This is a genomic window from Ornithinimicrobium sp. CNJ-824, from assembly GCF_001942405.1.
Classification (GTDB): Bacteria; Actinomycetota; Actinomycetes; order Actinomycetales; family Dermatophilaceae; genus Ornithinicoccus; species Ornithinicoccus kibberensis.
In genome coordinates this window covers 85,361-101,876 of the sequence record NZ_MKKA01000003.1, presented here as the reverse complement: position 1 = coordinate 101,876, position 16,516 = coordinate 85,361, and the positions used below count along the sequence as shown (strand labels likewise).

At 73.0% G+C, this 16,516-nt stretch carries 12 protein-coding genes, 3 tRNA genes and 2 pseudogenes; 6 read left to right on the top strand and 11 right to left on the bottom strand.

Features of this window, described 5'->3' with window-relative positions:
- From BJF81_RS01570 to BJF81_RS01560, 3 genes and pseudogenes are all read right to left on the bottom strand, one after another.
- A pseudogene (locus tag BJF81_RS01570) lies at positions 1-761 on the bottom strand (hypothetical protein); the annotation flags it as partial.
- A complete protein-coding gene (locus BJF81_RS01565; RefSeq protein ID WP_143780620.1) occupies positions 758-1,786 on the bottom strand; it encodes a hypothetical protein in 1,029 nt (342 codons plus the stop codon). The pseudogene BJF81_RS01570 and the gene BJF81_RS01565, both read right to left, overlap by 4 nt.
- 238 nt (positions 1,787-2,024) lie before the next feature.
- A complete protein-coding gene (locus BJF81_RS01560; RefSeq protein WP_237769950.1) occupies positions 2,025-2,939 on the bottom strand; it encodes an aminotransferase class IV in 915 nt (304 codons plus the stop codon).
- Positions 2,940-2,983: 44 nt separating this feature from the next.
- Here BJF81_RS01560 and BJF81_RS20675 point away from each other — a divergent pair, with 44 nt between their 5' ends.
- The 4 genes from BJF81_RS20675 to BJF81_RS01550 are packed head-to-tail and all read left to right on the top strand — an operon-like array spanning position 2,984 to position 6,324.
- Positions 2,984-3,430: an AAA family ATPase gene (locus tag BJF81_RS20675; protein ID WP_158068595.1), complete on the top strand. Its 447-nt coding sequence runs from the start codon at positions 2,984-2,986 to the stop codon at positions 3,428-3,430.
- Complete coding sequence (locus tag BJF81_RS20670) at positions 3,427-4,461, top strand: phosphate acyltransferase (protein WP_342447040.1); 1,035 nt, start codon at positions 3,427-3,429, stop codon at positions 4,459-4,461. Before BJF81_RS20675 ends, BJF81_RS20670 begins: the two co-directional genes overlap by 4 nt.
- Positions 4,386-5,102 carry a phosphate acetyltransferase gene (gene pta / locus BJF81_RS20665; RefSeq protein WP_342447042.1) on the top strand — a complete coding sequence of 239 codons (717 nt, stop codon included), beginning with the start codon at positions 4,386-4,388 and terminating at the stop codon, positions 5,100-5,102. Before BJF81_RS20670 ends, pta begins: the two co-directional genes overlap by 76 nt.
- Position 5,103: 1 nt before the next feature.
- The gene (locus tag BJF81_RS01550) at positions 5,104-6,324 is read left to right on the top strand and encodes an acetate/propionate family kinase (RefSeq protein ID WP_187345482.1); all 1,221 of its coding nucleotides are present in this window, start codon (positions 5,104-5,106) and stop codon (positions 6,322-6,324) included.
- 24 nt (positions 6,325-6,348) lie between these two features.
- Here the strand turns inward: BJF81_RS01550 and galK are convergent, their stop codons facing one another.
- Entirely contained in the window at positions 6,349-7,533 is a 1,185-nt protein-coding gene (galK, locus tag BJF81_RS01545) for a galactokinase (RefSeq protein ID WP_075956880.1), read from the bottom strand.
- 448 nt (positions 7,534-7,981) lie between these two features.
- Positions 7,982-9,646, bottom strand: a pseudogene (locus BJF81_RS01540) (alpha-galactosidase); the annotation flags it as partial.
- 309 nt (positions 9,647-9,955) lie between these two features.
- On the opposite strand from BJF81_RS01540, the gene BJF81_RS01535 reads away from it, so the two are divergent.
- Positions 9,956-10,414, top strand: coding sequence for a hypothetical protein (locus tag BJF81_RS01535; protein WP_075956869.1), 459 nt, complete (start codon positions 9,956-9,958; stop codon positions 10,412-10,414).
- A gap of 235 nt (positions 10,415-10,649) precedes the next feature.
- Here BJF81_RS01535 and BJF81_RS01530 read toward each other — a convergent pair.
- From BJF81_RS01530 to BJF81_RS01520, 3 genes are all read right to left on the bottom strand, one after another.
- Positions 10,650-10,724, bottom strand: a tRNA-Val gene (locus tag BJF81_RS01530).
- Between the two features lie 28 nt (positions 10,725-10,752).
- Positions 10,753-10,823, bottom strand: a tRNA-Cys gene (locus BJF81_RS01525).
- 28 nt (positions 10,824-10,851) lie between these two features.
- Positions 10,852-10,924: transfer RNA gene (locus BJF81_RS01520), tRNA-Gly, on the bottom strand.
- Positions 10,925-11,106: 182 nt separating this feature from the next.
- On the opposite strand from BJF81_RS01520, the gene glgX reads away from it, so the two are divergent.
- On the top strand, positions 11,107-13,245 hold the full coding sequence (gene glgX, locus BJF81_RS01515) for a glycogen debranching protein GlgX (protein WP_075956868.1): 2,139 nt from the start codon (positions 11,107-11,109) through the stop codon (positions 13,243-13,245).
- Between the two features lie 12 nt (positions 13,246-13,257).
- On the opposite strand, the gene BJF81_RS01510 is transcribed toward glgX, so the two are convergent.
- The 3 genes from BJF81_RS01510 to BJF81_RS01500 form a co-directional block, all read right to left on the bottom strand.
- Positions 13,258-14,172, bottom strand: coding sequence for a polyphosphate kinase 2 family protein (locus tag BJF81_RS01510; RefSeq protein ID WP_083663909.1), 915 nt, complete (start codon positions 14,170-14,172; stop codon positions 13,258-13,260).
- Between the two features lie 62 nt (positions 14,173-14,234).
- On the bottom strand, positions 14,235-15,416 hold the full coding sequence (locus BJF81_RS01505) for an alpha/beta hydrolase (RefSeq protein ID WP_075956867.1): 1,182 nt from the start codon (positions 15,414-15,416) through the stop codon (positions 14,235-14,237).
- Entirely contained in the window at positions 15,413-16,513 is a 1,101-nt protein-coding gene (locus BJF81_RS01500) for an ATP-dependent DNA ligase (RefSeq protein ID WP_187345481.1), read from the bottom strand. The genes BJF81_RS01505 and BJF81_RS01500 overlap by 4 nt, the downstream gene beginning before the upstream one ends.
- Positions 16,514-16,516: the final 3 nt, after the last annotated feature.

Genomic DNA, 16,516 nt, shown 5'->3' with positions numbered 1-16,516 from the left:
GTCCGCTCCCCCGGACCACGCCCGTACACATCCGCCGCCACGATCTGGCGGCGCATGTCCGCGTCGGGACGGTAGGAGGCGATCGTCCGCTCGATGCACCGCCCGTCGGCCGGGTCCACCAGGATCCGGTGCATCGTGGTCCCCGGAGCCAGCGCCAGGTCCCGCGCCTGCCCAGGGGTCAGGAACGCAGGGTGCAGCCCCAGCAGCTCGGCCACCGTGCCCGACCAGGCCACCCCCGGCAACGCAGCCTGCCCCACCACCGGCCCGCCCGGTGGGACGGCCGCAGGTGCCGAGGCGTCCGGCGAGGGCGGCGAGGCTCCTGGCGGGGTCGGCGGCCCTGCCGAGGGCAACCGCGCAGACTGGTCCCCGCATCTGCGGACCAACCAGTCCGGAAGCCGAGGCCACCCAGCGCCGGCCAGGGTGAACGGCCCGGGCCCGGTGCGACCATCACCGGCTTCCTCACGGGTGCCGACGACACCACCGCGGCCGTGCGGATGCTCCAGGCCCGGGCGGCCCGTGCCCCGGCCGGTGTGGGCGCACCGGGGGCAGACCACCGTGCCGGTCAGGCAGTCCCAGGGGACCACGACCTGCAGGGTCACCGGCGGGGTCGCCGTCGTGACCGCGGCCAGGCCGTCCAGGTCCTGCGGCGTGACCAGCTCGTCGACGACCTCGGGCACCTCGACCGTGCCGTGCAGCAGCAGGCTGGCGCACAGGTCCGAGCGCAGCTGCGAAAGCGACCGCTCCTGCCCAGCACCCCTCACGCCCGGGCCATCCGGTCCACCCGGGCGAACACCCCCACCCCCGAGATCAACGCAGTCCGCACGCCCACCGTCGCCGTCCCGTCGTCATGCACCCGCAGCCACGCGTCCCGCGAAGCGACCGCCTCCTCACGCGCCGCCCTGGCCGACCGCTCGTCCTTGCCCTTGGCACGGACCACCTCACGGTCGAGCGCGGCATAGAACTCCTTGACCGCCCACGCCCGACCGTGCAGCGCCCCGTCCGGGTCCAGCCGCTCCGGCGCCGCGCACGACACGTCGCTGCCGAACAGCACCGCCGCGATCGTGCTCACGTCCTCCACCGGCAACGACCCGGCCTTGGTCCAGAACCGGCGCACCAGATGCCAGGGGACCTCACCACGGCGCAGCGCCGCCAGCACCGGCGCACCGACCCCCTCCGGCGCGCAGGCCACCGCCACCATGTCCCGGGCCTCCCCGCGGCCCAGGCCCAGGGCCACCTCCAGCTCGGCGGCCACCAACGACTTCACCCGCGCCCGCCACTTCCCCCAGGCCGTGGCCGACAGTCCCGCCGCGTCCGAGATCCCCCTCTCCTCCAGCAGCCGCCGCCCCGTGCGCACCGCCAGGTCCGCCACCGCCACCAGCTGCACCGCCTCCATCCGACACCTCAGCAGCGCCAGCGCACCCACCCCCCGGACCGCCTCCAGATCCACCGGCGGCACCGCCAGGGCGCCCTCGTGCTCGGCCGCCACCACGGCCGCACCGGCCATCGCCTCCACGGTCGCGGCCCCCAGGCCCAGGTCGGACAGGACACGACCCACGGCCCCGACCGGATCCCGCAACGTCAGCCCCTGGTCGTGCTCGACCGCAGGCTCGGCCCAGGCCCCAGGGCCGGCCAGCTGCTGCCACTCCAACGACTCCCCCACCGCGCACGCCTCCGCGTCGTAGGGCTCCAGGTCCTCCCAGGGAGGTCCGACGACGGCCACACCGCCGGACTGGCCACCACCACCGGCCACCCAGGACACCTCTCGACCACCGACACTGCGACTCATCGAACCCTCCTCCCCAGCATCCCCTTGCCTGACACCCATATTAGGACATGTGTTCGAACCCTGCAAGAGTTGTGCACGGCTCGCGTACGCCTGCAGGGTGTGCCTGCCTACCGGTTCGGGCACCAGCAGACCGCAGTCGTGGGGCGTGTGTCGGGGGTGCTGAACAGGGGGACTCAGGAGCTCCGTCGGACCCGCCTGCGTCCGGGACCGACCCGCCGGGCTCAGGGGCCGTCGAGGCTCAGGGGTCGACGTCTGCGGCCGCCCGGCGGGCGAACACCTCCTGGGCCAGACGGGTGGTCGGACCGGCCTCCTCCCCCAGCGATCGCGGCATGACGACGGGCGCCGCGAGCTCAAGCCCGGTCGCCGTCGTGGCGGGGCCGGTCACCTCGATCCGGGTGACCGCGCAGACGTCTCGCACCGAGGAGGTGATCCACACCTCGTCGGCCTCGTCGAGCACGGCCATCGGCAGGTGCCCCTCGACCACCTCCACCCCTTCGTCGCGCAGCCACTCGATCGCCAGGTCCCTCGTGACGCCCGCCAGCGGTCCGGCGGTCAGCGCCGGCGTCATCACCACGTCGCCGAGCACGACGAAGACGTTGGATCCGGTCCCCTCGCACAGCTCGCCGGCCGTGTTCGGCAGCAGGGCCTCGGCGGCGCCTGCCCGCTTGGCCGCCGCGAGCGCGACCACGTTGTCGGCGTAGGAGGTCGTCTTCAGCCCGGTCAGCGCACCCTTCTCGTTGCGCGCCCAGGGGACGACGGCCACCGCGGTCGTGCGCGGCGGGGGCTCCTGCTCCTGGGCGGTGACGAGGTATGTCGTGCCCTCCGTCCCGCGGTCGCTGCCCAGGGGGCCGGGACCGGCGGTGACGGTCCACCGGAGGCGTCCGAAGGACATCGGCGCCATGGCCAGGACGGCCTCGATGCCCTCCTGCACCCGGTCCCTGTCCAGCGGCGCCAGCCCGAGCCCGGCCAGCGACCGGTCCATCCGGTCGTGGTGCCGGGACAGGGCGAAGACCTGCCCGTCGACGACCTTGGCGGTCTCGAAGACCCCGTCCCCCACGGTGATCCCGTGGTCCAGCGGCGTCAGGGCCGGTTCGTCCGGCCGGACCAGGTGACCGTCGACCCATACCCGCACCTGCGGCATACCAGCTCCCATGGGGGTCACTCTCGCACGGAGGCGACGGGGCTAGGCTCTGGACCGTGGTCAACGCGCTCTACCTGTCCTCGGCCGAGACGCAGTCCGGCAAGTCCGCCCTGGCCGTCGGTCTGCTGGCCGAGCTGTGCGCCCGCGGGGGGCGGGTGGGGGTGTTCCGCCCCGTGGTCCTCGACACCGCCCACGACCCGCTGCTCGAGCTGCTGCACCCGATGTCGACCTCCCCCGCCGACCCGTCCGCGGCGGTGGGCGTGACCTACGACGACGTCCACCGCGGGCAGGAGGCCGCCGTGGGCACCGCGGTCGAGCGCTTCCACGCCTACGCCGCCGAGCACGACACCGTGCTCGTCGTCGGCTCGGACTTCACCGGCGTGCCGGCCCCCACGGAGTTCTCCGTCAACGCCACGATCGCCGCCCACCTGGGCGCGGCCATGGTCCTGGTCGTGCCCTGCCGCGACCGGTCGGTGGACGAGAGCGTCACCGCCGCCAGGTGATCTATTCCGAGGCGCGCAGCCGGCACGCCGACGTCGCCGCGGTGATCGCCAACCGGGTCCCGTCCGAGCAGGGCGAGGCGGTCCGGGCGGGCATCGTCGAGCGGCTCCGCTCGGAGGTGACGCCCACCGGCAAGCGACGGGCCAACGTCGGCGCGGGGGTGCCGGTCTTCACCGTGCCGGGCGACCCGTTGCTGAGCGCTCCGACGATGCGCGACCTCATGGGCGCCGTCGACGGCCGCCTGCTGCTCGGCGAGGAGACGCTGCTGGACCGCGAGGTCACCGGCATGGTCGTGGCCGGGATGACGATGCCGCACGTGCTGGACCGGCTGCACGAGGGCTGCGCCCTCATCTGCCCCGGCGACCGGGAGGAGGTGCTGCTGGCCACGCTGCTGGCCCACCGCGCCTCCACCTTCCCGTCCATGTCGGGCATCCTCCTCAACGGTGGCTTCCTGCCCAGCGAGCAGGTCCACCGCCTGGTCGAGGGCGTCGGCGTCGAGCTCCCGGTCGTCACCTGCACCACCGGGACGATGACCACGGCCACCGCCATCTCCCGCGTGCACGCCCGCATCGGCCCCGGCTCGACCCGCAAGATCGAGCGCGCCCGCACCCTGGTCCACGAGCACGTCGACATGGACGTGCTGCTGCCCGTCGGCGGGCACCACCCGGTGGGCTCGGCCGGTCCCCGGGTGATCACCCCGCTGATGTTCGAGCACGAGCTGACCGCCCGGGCCCGCGCTGCCGACGCCCACATCGTCCTGCCGGAGGGCATGGAGGACCGGATCCTGCGGGCCGCGGACACCCTCCTGGCACGGCGGGTCGCCCGGCTGACGCTGCTCGGCGACGAGGACGAGGTGCGGGCCCGTGCGGCCACCCTCGGCCTGCACCTCGACGAGGCCGCGGTCGTGGACCCCCAGACCAGCGACCTGCGGCAGGCTTCGCCGAGGAGTACGCCCGCCTGCGGGCCCACAAGGGCGTCACCCTGGAGCACGCCTGGGACGTCGTGGCCGACCCCGCCTACTTCGGCACGATGATGGTGCACGGCGGCCGGGCCGACGGCATGGTGTCCGGCTCGATCACGACCACCGCCCACACGATCCGGCCCGCGCTGGAGGTCATCCGCACCGCGCCCGGGGTCTCGGTCGTCTCCAGCGTCTTCTTCATGCTGCTGGCCGACCGGGTCCTCGTCTACGGCGACTGCGCCATCAACCCCGACCCCACCGCCGAGCAGCTGGCCGACATCGCGGTCTCCTCGGCGCGCACGGCCGCCAAGTTCGGGGTCGACCCCCGGCTGGCGATGCTGTCCTACTCCACCGGCGGCTCGGGGTCCGGCGCGGACGTCGAGAAGGTCCGCGCGGCCACGGCCCTGGTCCGGGAGCAGGCCCCGGACCTGCTGGTCGAGGGCCCGCTGCAGTACGACGCGGCCGTCGACCCGACCGTCGCGGCGACCAAGATGAAGGACTCCCCCGTCGCCGGTCTGGCCACGGTGCTGATCTTCCCGGACCTCAACACCGGCAACAACACCTACAAGGCCGTCCAGCGCAGCGCCGGCGCCATCGCCATCGGCCCGGTCCTGCAGGGGCTCAACGCCCCCGTCAACGACCTGTCCCGCGGGGCGACCGTGCGCGACATCATCAACACGGTGGCGATCACCGGCATCCAGGCGAGGGGCTGACGTGGCAACGACCGGTGAACTCTCCCCCGGCACCCGGCGCGTGCTCGTCGTCAACGCGGGCTCGTCCTCCCTGAAGTACCAGCTCGTCGACCCCGACACCGGCGCCTCCGACGCCACCGGCCTCGTCGAGCGGATCGGGCTGCCCGCCGGGCGGGTGCGGCATACCTGCCCCTCGGGCACGCACACGCACGAGACCACCGTCCCCGACCACGTCCGCGCCATGGAGCTGCTGCGCGCCGCCTTCGCCGAGCACGGCCCCGACCTGGCCGAGGTCGAGCTCGTCGCGGTCGGCCACCGGGTGGTCCACGGCGGTGCGGACTTCAGCGAGCCCACCGTGGTGACTACCGCGGTGCTCGACGCCGTGCGCCGGCTGATCCCGCTGGCCCCGCTGCACAACCCGGGCAACCTGCAGGGCATCGAGGTCGCCCGGCAGGTGTTCCCGGACGTGCCGCAGGTGGCGGTCTTCGACACCGCGTTCCACCAGTCCATGCCGCCGGAGGCCTCCACCTACGCCGTGCCGCGGTCCTGGCGCGAGCAGTACCGCGTCCGCCGCTACGGCTTCCACGGCACCTCGCACGCCTACGTCTCCCGGCGGGTGGCCGACCTCGTCGGACGCCCGGTGGAGGAGCTGGCCACCATCGTGCTGCACCTGGGCAACGGGGCCAGCGCCACCGCGGTGGACGGCGGCCGCAGCGTGGACACCTCGATGGGCCTCACCCCGCTCGAGGGCCTCGTCATGGGCACCCGCCCCGGCGACGTCGACCCGGGTCTGCCCCGCCACCTGGCCGAGGTGGCCGGGCTGGCGGTCGAGGACTACGACCGGGCGCTGTCCAAGGAGAGCGGCCTGCTGGGTCTGACCGGGTCGGCCGACATGCGCGACGTGGAGCGCCGGATGGAGGAGGGGGACCCCGACGCGCGGCTCGCCTTCGACGTGGTCGTGCACCGACTCCTGCACTACGTGGGGGCGTATGCCGCGGTGCTGGGACGGCTGGACGTGATCGCCTTCACCGCCGGCATCGGGGAGCACAGCCCGCTCGTGCGCGCCGCCGTGGTGGAGCGGCTCGCCGGGTTCGGCCTGCGGCTGAACGAGGCGGCCAACGAGGCGGTCCACACCGAGGCGCTGATCAGCACCCCGGAGAGCTCGGTGGCCGTGTGGGTGGTCCCGACGAACGAGGAGTACGAGATCGCCCGCCAGGCCGCCGAGCTGGTCGCGCCGGCCTGAGCCGCCGGCCCGGCGGCAGGGGCCTCAGCGGACCCGGCGGGCGGGCGGCCCGGGCACGGCGTGCAGGAAGGCCGGGGCGTCCAGCCCCTCCCGGGCGAACGCCTGCGCCACCGACTCCGCGACCTGCTCCACCTCGGTCCTGGCGACGAGCACGACCGCCGACCCGCCGAAGCCGCCTCCGGTCATCCGGGCACCAGGGGCTCCGGCCCCGAGCGCGGCCTCGACGGTCAGGTCCAGCTCCGGGCAGGAGACCTCGTAGTCGTCCCGCAGGGAGGCGTGCGAGGCGGTCATGAGGGAGCCCACCCGGGCCATGTCCTGCTCGCGCAGCGCGGCCACCAGGTCCAGCACCCGCTCGTTCTCGGTCAGCACGTGCCGGACCCGGGGCAGGGCGTCGGGTATGCCGTGCAGCGCCCGGGCGGGCCCGGCAGGTCGCTCCCAGTCCCGGTCGAGCACCTCCGGGTCGAGCTCCCGCAGGGACCCGACCCCCAGCGCCGCGGCCGCCTCCTCGCAGGTGCGGCGTCGCCGTTCGTACTGGCCGTCGCCCAGGGCGTGGTGGACCCGGGTGTCCACCACGAGGAGCTCGTGGTCGGGCAGCGTCCAGGCCACCGGCACGACGCTGCGGTCGCGCGCGTCGAGCAGCAGCAGGTGCTCGTCGACCGCCCGCAGCGAGACGGTCTGGTCCATCCCGCCGGTCGCGGCGCCGGCCACCTCGTTCTCGGCCCGCACGCACACGTCCACCAGCTCCGCCGCGGACAACGCGTCGAGCTGCGGCACCAGGTCGCGCAGCGCCAGCCCGACCGAGCAGGACAGCGCGGCCGAGGAGGACAGGCCCGCCCCGAGGGGGACGTGCCCGTCGACGAGGACGTCCATGCCGACCTCGGCCGCCCCGGCGCGCTCCGCCAGCACGGACGCCACCCCGGCGACGTAGGCCGCCCACCCGTCAGGACTCCCCTGCCGGACCGTGGTGACGGGACCCTCCCAGCCGTGCGGGGCCTGCAGCGAGGCCACCCGCAGGAGCCCGTCGTCCCGACGTCGGACGGCGGCGTAGGTCCGGTGCGGCAGGGCCAGCGGCAGGGCGTAGCCGCCGTTGTAGTCGGTGTGCTCCCCGACGAGGTTGACCCGGCCGGGGGCCGCCCAGACCCCGTCGGGCAGGTCGCCGAACCGGTCGAGGAACTGCGTGGACAGGGAGTCGGCGACGTCCGTGTCCACCGCGGGCTCGAGCCAGGTCAGGGGCCCGACCCCACCCGCGTCCCGCGTGCTCACCGGGCCTCCCCGACGTGCAGGAGGTGGGCGTGCTCGGGGTGCAGCGGGAGCATCGGCAGACCGACCTCGGCCAGGACCCGTCCGGGCAGGACCACCCCGGTGCGGGCCCACGGGACCATCGGCCGTCGCTCCAGGACGCCGTCCCCGCCAGGTCCGGCACCGTCACCCGGTAGCGGCGCTCCGGGTCCAGGCCGGGCAGCCGCACCCGGCCCGGGCCGGAGACCGGGCGCCGGACCGACACCACCCCGTAGAGCGCCTCTGAGCGGTCCTGGGCGACCACCCCGTGCACCCAGGTGTCATCGTCGTGGTGGTCGCCGTTGACGACCGTCCCGCCGTGGAGCAGGTCGCGGTGCTCGCGGTGGAAGGCGACCCAGCGCCCCAGCACGTCGAGCTCCTCCTCGGAGGCGGTGGTGAGGTCCCACTCGATCCCCATGTGGCCCCAGATCGCGGTCTGGGCGCGGAAGGACAGGTCGTGCCGCCGGCCGGTCGTGTGCGACCGGGGCGAGCCGACGTGGGTGCCGACCCAGCCGGGGGGCAGCAGGGCGAAGGTCCACCGTTGGATCTGCTGCCGCTCCAGGGGGTCGATGCAGTCCGAGGCCCACACCCGGACGCACCGGTCCAGCACGCCCAGGTCGATGCGCCCGCCGCCGCCGGCGCAGGACTCGATCTCCAGGCCCGGCCGGACGGCGCGCAGCTCGTCCATCAGGCGGTAGGCCGCCAACGTGTGCGCCCGCACCCCCGGCTCTCCCCCCGGCGTGTGCCCCGCGTCGTTGAGGTAGCGGTTGTGGTCCCACTTCAGGTAGGCGATGTCGTAGGTCCGCAGCAGGTGCACGATCTGGTCGCGCACGTGCGCGTAGGCGCCCGGGTGACCCAGGTCGAGGACCTGCTGCTGCCGGGAGTCCAACCCCCGGCGCCCGCCGGCGCTGAACAACCACTCGGGGTGCGCCCGGGCCAGGTCGGAGTCGAGGCTGACCATCTCCGGCTCCACCCACAGCCCGAACTCCATGCCGAGCCCGTGCACGTGGTCGACGAGAGGCCCCAGGCCCTGGGGCCACACGTCCGGCGAGACGACCCAGTCGCCCAGGCTCGTGGTGTCGTCGCGGCGGCCGCCGAACCATCCGTCGTCGAGGACGAACCGTTCGGCGCCGACCCGGGCCCCCAGGTCGGCCAGCGCGGTCAGCCGCTCCAGCGACTGCTCGAAGTAGACCGCCTCCCAGGTGTTGAGCGTCACCGGCCGCGGCCGGGAGGGGGCGTGCGGCCGGGAGCGCAGCCAGGCGTGGAAGCGGCCGGCGACCTCGTCGAGGCCGATGCCGTGCGCGGCATACGTCCAGGGGGTGGTCATCGACTCCCCCGCGTCCAGGCGCACCTCCCCGTGCTCCAGCGCCTCCCCTGTCCCCAGGACCCGGGCGCCGTTGGACAGCCGCTCGGCGTAGGCCTGCTGGTTGCCGCTCCAACCCAGGTGCACGGCCCACACCTGGCCGTGCCGGAAGCCGAAGCCCGGCTCGCCGGCGCAGAGCAGGTGGACCGCGTCCAGCCCCGTACGCCCGGTGCGCACCTCCCGGGAGTGCACGCCGGCCGAGAACGGCTGACGCTGGGGGATGCGCTCGTAGGTGTGCCGGCCGGTGAAGTCGAGCAGCTCGGTGGCCCGCTCGGGCACCGGCAGGGCGGTCCGCACGGCGCCGACGTCGTAGGTCTCCTCCCCCGTGTTCGTCAGGGTCGAGCGGGAACGCAGGAGCCCTCCCGGGTGCAGCTCGACCTCCAGCACCAGGGAGAGGTATGCGGCCGGGTCGGCCGCGTGCACCACGACCCGCTGGGTCCCCTCGGGCGCGGTCGCGCTCTCCGGGGACCGGGTCGTGCGGAAGGCGGGCGACCAGTCCCGGCCGGACCGGGAGCCCTCCACGCCGGGCCGGCCGATCCAGGCGCGCCCGTGCTCGGGCAGGAGGGCGACGCTGTCCGCCACGTCGAAGGGGCTGTCCCCCAGCGCCTCCCGCCCGGCGAGCGTGAGCGCGCCGAGGTCGTCCTGGTCGAGCGCTCCCAGGTCGGCTCCCCAGTGGCGCACGACCGGGAGGAGGTCGTCGACGAGCTCCAGCACCAGGGAGGTGCCGGCGGCTCGCAGGTGCAGGTGGCGGGGGGGACCGGACTCGGCGGGACTCACGGCACCACCTCACCGGAGAGGGCCGCGCCCTGTCCAGTCGGGTCGGGTTCTCCGGTTCGCTCGGTACAGTGGGACGCACCGGGCCGACGGCGTGGGCCCACGAACGAGGGAGCTGCCCTGGCCATCCCCGTCACGAGGGGGTCGGCCTCGGTCGCGCGGACGCGGCCGCGGCTGCTGGGGCTCGACGCGGCCCGGGGGCTGGCGATCGTCGGGATGATCGTGGTCAACGTGGGACCCACCAACGCCGACACCGTGCTCGAGCGGCTCTACCTGGTCCCCTACGGCCGGGCGTCGGTGCTGTTCGTGGTGGTCGCCGGGCTGGGGATGGGCCTCTTCCTGCAGCGACGCACCGGCACGGCGATGTGGCGGGCCTTGACGTGGCGGGTGCTGCTCCTGCTGGTCCTGGGACTGCTGCTGCAGATCCTCACCGACCGGGTGAACGTCATCCTGGCCACCTACGCCCTGCTGTTCCTGGTCGCGCCCCTCGTGGGGGGCCTGCGCACCCGGGCCCTGGCCGCCCTGACCGCCGTCCTCCTCGTCGCCGGCCCCGCACTGATCGTCGCCAACCGTGCGGTAAGCAGGAAGGCTGCCGTCAGCGATGCGCCGACGGAGGGTCTTCACGCTGATGCCCGTACGATCGGCCGCTGCTGCGAGGGTCTCGTAGCGGCGTGAGGACATCGCGGTCGCCGTTCTGGTTGTGGTCGCCATGCCCCCCACATGCGCATCTCGGCCGCCTTCGGGTTTCACCACCGCATCCGACGGGACCGCTTGTCCGAGTCGCTCGACGACTGGGAGAACCGTCCGGGCAGCATCCATCGATTACACACGAACGACACGGGGGCGACACGGATCCGGCGAACGCAAACACCCCCTGGCCTGTCTTTGCAGGTCAGGGGGTGTTTCGAACTGGTGGGCGATACTGGGTTTGAACCAGTGACCTCTTCCGTGTCAAGGAAGCGCGCTACCACTGCGCCAATCGCCCGTGGCCGGTGCTGCTGGCCGGTCCTGCGAGGTGGCGACGGGATTTGAACCCGTGTAGACGGCTTTGCAGGCCGTTGCCTCGCCTCTCGGCCACGCCACCAAAGAGGCATTCGGTGGTTGTGCCTCCGAGCGGACGACCGGCCTCGAACCGGCGACCTCAACCTTGGCAAGGTTGCGCTCTACCAACTGAGCTACGTCCGCGTGCCCCACCGAATCGGTGGCGCGAGAAAGAACACTAGCCGACGTGCGCCGGACGTCCAAATCCGGGGCAGGGCGCGTGTCACGGCCCCGCCATGGTCGGGACGAGCGTCCGGTTCGGTCACAATGGAGGGCGGTGACGATGCGGTCCCTCCGTCCCTTCCCCCACCCGAAAGACGACCACCATGGATGTCTGGCCCGGCAGCGCCTACCCCCTCGGCGCCACCTTCGACGGCAGCGGGGTGAACTTCGCGCTGTTCTCCGAGCACGCGACCGCCGTCGAGCTGTGCCTCATCGGCGAGCGGGCCAAGGAGACGCGCATCCCCCTGGAGGAGGTCGACGCCCACGTCTGGCACGCCTACATCCCCAACTGCCAGCCGGGCCAGCGCTACGGCTACCGCGTGCACGGGCCGTACGCGCCGCAGGAGGGTCACAGGTTCAACCCGAACAAGCTGCTGCTGGACCCGTACGCGAAGGCGATCAGCGGCCAGATCCGCAACCACCAGGGGATCTTCGGCTACGACTTCGGCGACCCGACCTCCTACAACGAGGACGACTCCCTGCTGCACACGATGCTGTCGGTGGTCGTCAACCCGTTCTTCGACTGGGGCCACGACCGTCCGCCGCGGCACGCCTACGCGGACACGGTGGTCTACGAGGCCCACGTCAAGGGCCTGACCATGAACCACCCCGACGTGCCGCCGGAGATCCGGGGCACCTACGCCGGCGTCGCCCATCCCGCGGTCATCGAGCACCTCACCACCCTCGGGGTGACCGCGATCGAGCTGCTGCCCGTGCACCAGTTCGTCGACGACCCCCACCTGCAGGACAAGGGCCTGTCCAACTACTGGGGCTACAACACCATCGGCTTCCTCGCCCCGCACAACGCGTACTCGGCCTACGGCCACCGCGGCCAGCAGGTCACCGAGTTCAAGTCGATGGTCAAGGCGCTGCACGAGGCCGACATCGAGGTCATCCTCGACGTGGTCTACAACCACACCGCCGAGGGCAACCACCTGGGCCCGACCCTGTCCTTCCGCGGCATCGACAACGCCAGCTACTACCGGCTGGTCGACTTCGACAAGGCCCACTACTACGACACCACCGGCACCGGCAACAGCCTGCTCATGCGCAGCCCGCACGTGCTGCAGCTCATCATGGACTCGCTGCGGTACTGGGTCACCGAGATGCACGTCGACGGGTTCCGGTTCGACCTGGCCGCCACCCTCGCCCGCCAGTTCCACGAGGTCGACAAGCTCTCGGCCTTCTTCGACATCATCCAGCAGGACCCGGTGATCTCCCAGGTCAAGCTCATCGCCGAGCCGTGGGACCTGGGCGACGGCGGCTACCAGGTGGGCAACTTCCCGCCGCTGTGGACCGAGTGGAACGGCAAGTACCGCGACACCGTCCGCGACTTCTGGCGCGGCGCCCCCGCCACGATGGGCGAGTTCGCCTCCCGGCTCACCGGGTCCTCGGACCTCTACGAGCACAGCGGCCGCCGCCCGTTCGCCTCCGTCAACTTCATCACCGCGCACGACGGCTTCACCCTGCGGGACCTGGTGTCCTACAACGAGAAGCACAACGAGGACAACGGCGAGGGGGGCAACGACGGGGAGGCGCACAACCGCTCCTGGAACAGCGGCGTCGAGGGACCCACCGACGACCCGGAGATCCAGGCGCTGCGCCTGCGCCAGCAGAAGAACTTCCTGGCCACCCTGATGCTCAGCCAGGGCGTGCCGATGCTGGCCCACGGCGACGAGATGGGCCGCACCCAGATGGGCAACAACAACGTCTACTGCCAGGACAACGAGCTGGCCTGGATGGACTGGGACCTGGACCCCGAGCAGAGCGACCTGCTCGCCTTCACCGCCCACCTCATCCAGCTGCGGCGCGAGCACCCCGTCTTCCGTCGGCGGCGGTTCTTCGCCGGGGACGCCGACCACGGGGGTCAGAGCGACTTCGGCGACATCGTCTGGTACTCCCCCGACGCCTCGGTCATGACCGAGGACGGGTGGCACCGCAAGAAGCAGGCCTTCGCGGTGTTCCTCAACGGGGAGGCGATCACCGAGACCGACGAGCGGGGCCGCCCCGTCCTGGACGACCACTTCCTGCTGCTCGTCAACGGCCACCACGAGACGGTCGAGTTCACCGTCCCCGAGGGCATCGACACCACGACCTGGCGGGTCGCGGTGGACACCTCGGGGGACGACATCGACGACGACGTCCCGTGGGAGACGGGGTCGACGCACCCCATGCCTCCCCGCGCCGTCGTCCTCCTCCAGGCCACCCCCCATCCCCAGCTGTCGGGGACGAACGGGGACTGACGACCCGTCCGGTCAGCTGGCGGCGAGCCTCTCCTGCTCGGCCTCCACGTCGAAGTCCGCCGGCGGCCACCGCAGGTCCAGCGCACGCAGGTGCTCCAGGAGCAGCCGCTGGACGGCCAGCCGGGCGTACCACTTGCGGTCGGCCGGGACGACGAACCACGGTGCCGCCTCGGTGCTGCACCGGTCCATCACGGCCTGGTAGGCCTCCTGGTACGCCTCCCAGTGCGCCCGCTCGTCGACGTCGCCGGGGTTGTACTTCCAGTACTTGTCCGGCCGCTCCAGCCGCTCGGTCAGCCGCTCCTTCTGCTCCTCCGGGGAGATGTGCAGCATCACCTTGATCAGGGTCACGCCGTCGTCCACCAGGCCCTGCTCGAACTCGTTGATGGTCGCGTAGCGACGCGCCCACTGGGCCGGAGGGACGAGGTCGTGCACCCGCACGACCAGCACGTCCTCGTAGTGCGACCGGTCGAAGACGCCGATCATCCCGGCCTCGGGCAGGGCCTTGCGGATGCGCCAGAGGAAGGGGTGCTGCTTCTCCTCCTCGGTCGGCTTCTTGAACGCGCGGATCTGCACGCCCTGGGGGTCTACGGCCCCCACGACGTGTCGCATGATGCCGCCCTTGCCCGCGGTGTCCATGCCCTGGACCACCAGCAGGACACGGCGCCGGTCCCCCGCCGTGCTGCCGGCGAAGAGCATCTCCTGCAGCGCGTCGAGCTCGTCGTCGACCTCCTGGAGCGCCGCCTTGCCCTCCGCCTTCCCCCCGTCGAACTCCGGGGTCGCCCGGGGGTCGACGTCGGCCAGCACGAAGTCGTCCCCGACGCGCAGCGCGTCGCTGAACGGGGTCCCCGCGTCGGTCTCGACGACGGGGTCAGGGGTGCCCGCCGGCTCCGCCGCGGCCTTCTTCTGCTTCTTCTTGCTCTTGCCCATCGGCCCATCCTGGCAGAGCCCCCCCCGGGGTGGGCGCCGTCGACGGCACGGCGCCCACCGGGTCATCGGACGAAGCTGGCGACCAGGTCCTCCCACAGCGCCGGGTTGGTGTTCCACTCCTGGCAGTGGCGCGCCCGGGGCCAGACGAAGGTGTGCACCATGCCGGGACGTCTGCGGGCGAGGTCCTGAGAGGGGCCGAAGGGCACCGTCTCGTCGGTCGCGGAGTGGATGATGAAGATCCGGTGGCTGACCTCGTCGGCGCGGTCCACCCAGTTGGTCGCGGCGACGTCCACCGGCTCGGCGATCCGCAGGAGGTGGCGCGAGGCGCGCGAGCGCATGAGCGAGCGGGCCAGGTGGTCGATGGGACGGGGTATGAAGTGCAGGTCCGCCTGGTGCGCCAGCACCGACCCCCAGTCGATCACCGGTCCGTTGAGGACGACCCGGTGGACCCGGTGGGCCACGTCGGACCGGTTGAGCGCCTGCAGGACGATCGCGCCCCCCATGGACCAGCCCACCAGCACCAGCCGCCGGGCGCCGTGCGCGAGGGCGAACCGCATCGCGGCGTCGATGTCGCGCCACTCGGACAGCCCTAGGCTGTACCGGCCGTCGGCCGACGGGGGCGCTCCGATGTCGTTGCGGTACATCGGGACCAGGCTGGTGAAACCGAGCCGGTGGAGGACGGGCAGCGCGCGCAGGCACTCCTCGCGCTGGGCGCTGCGGCCGTGCACGAGGATCGCCCAGTCCCCGGTGTCCGCGGCCGGGTCGGCGGCCACCCGCCAGGCGGGCAGGTCCCCGACGTCGGAGGTGACGACGACGTCCTCGTGCTCCAGCCCGAGCGCCGACCGTGGTGTGCCGCAGTAGAAGTACTTGTTCCACCGGGCGCTGCCGGGGACCAGCTCTCCGCGGTCCACGCCCAGCAGGCGGCGGGTCACCGTCGCCGGGGACCGCCGACCTCGCGCAGGCGCGTCCCCGGGCTCGACGACCTCGCCCAGCCGCGCGTGGCCGGCCCCGCCGTCCAGCCACAGCCCGTAACGGCCCGAGGCCGTGGTCCAGGCCGTGGCCCGCAGCGTCACCGTGTCCTCGCCGACCTCGACGATGGTGGTGTCGTCCTTCTTCTCGTGCTCGGGGGTGATGATGCGGTGGGCGAAGTAGGTGGCGGTGCCCATCGACACCGCTCCGCCGAGGGCGGCGCCACCGACCACGCCGGCCCCGACCGAGGCCGCCCGCCGGGCCCCGCTCGTCATCGACCCACCCCCAGCACGTCGGCCAGGTCGAAATCGGCCGGGCGTTCCAGCTGGTCGTAGGTGCAGCTGCGCGGGTCGCGGTCCGGGCGCCAACGCACGAACTGGGTCGTGTGCCGGAACCGCTCCCCCTCGAGGTAGTCGTAGCGCACCTCCACGACGCGTTCCGGCCGCAGGGGCACGAACGACAGGTCCTTTCCCGCCGCCCACCGCGACTGCTCGCTCTTGCGGGGGGTGCGCTCGCCGGCCAGGTGGCGCGCCCAGTCCCACGGGTGGCCGTCCAGGTCGGTGACGAGCCCCTGCAGCTCGACGAAGAGCTCCCGGCGGCGCTTCATCGGGAAGGACGAGGCCACGCCCACGCTGGCCAGCGTCCCCTCCTCGGTCCACAGGCCCAGCAGCAGCGAGCCGATCGCCTCGTCGTCGGTCTTGTGCGTCCGGTAGCCGGCGACCACGCAGTCCGCCGTCCGCTCGTGCTTGAGCTTGGTGAGCACCCGCTTCCCGGGCTGGTACGGCGCGTCCGGGTCCTTGGCGATCAACCCGTCGAGCCCCGCCCCCTCGAAGTCCTGGAACCAGCGCATCGCCACGGCCTCGTCGTCGGTGACCGGGGACAGGTGCACCCCGACCGGCCGGCCGTCCTCGACGCCCCCCGGGGTGCCCAGCCCGCCCAGCGCCTCGTCCAGCCGCGCCCGCCGCTCGCGCAACGGCATACCCGTGAGGTCCTCGTCCCCCAGGGCCAGCAGGTCGAAGACGACGAACGTCGCCGGTGTCGCCTCGGCCAGCATCCGCACCCGGGAGTCCGCGGGGTGGATCCGCTGCTGGAGCGCCTCGAAGTCCAGCCTGGTGCCGTCTGCGGTGGCCACGACGATCTCCCCGTCGACGACGCACCGCTCCGGCAGGTGCGCCCGGACGGCATCCACGACCTCGGGGAAGTAGCGGGTCAGCGGCTTCTCGTTGCGACTCCCGAGGACCACCTCGTCGCCGTCGCGGAAGGCGATCGAGCGGAAGCCGTCCCACTTGGGGTCGTACCACCAGCCCGCGGGCAGCGTCTTCAGCGGTTTGGCCAGCATGGGCGCGACGGGTGGCACGACGGGCAGGTCCACGGG

Excerpts from the sequence above, each read along its gene's own strand:
- BJF81_RS01560 (WP_237769950.1), bottom strand. The coding sequence starts at position 2,939 with ATGGGAGCTGGTATGCCGCAGGTGCGGGTATGGGTCGACGGTCACCTG.
- BJF81_RS01565 (WP_143780620.1), bottom strand. The coding sequence starts at position 1,786 with ATGAGTCGCAGTGTCGGTGGTCGAGAGGTGTCCTGGGTGGCCGGTGGT.
- BJF81_RS01535 (WP_075956869.1), top strand. The coding sequence starts at position 9,956 with ATGATCGTGGTCAACGTGGGACCCACCAACGCCGACACCGTGCTCGAG.
- BJF81_RS01505 (WP_075956867.1), bottom strand. The coding sequence starts at position 15,416 with ATGACGAGCGGGGCCCGGCGGGCGGCCTCGGTCGGGGCCGGCGTGGTC.
- glgX (WP_075956868.1), top strand. The coding sequence starts at position 11,107 with ATGGATGTCTGGCCCGGCAGCGCCTACCCCCTCGGCGCCACCTTCGAC.
- BJF81_RS01510 (WP_083663909.1), bottom strand. The coding sequence starts at position 14,172 with ATGGGCAAGAGCAAGAAGAAGCAGAAGAAGGCCGCGGCGGAGCCGGCG.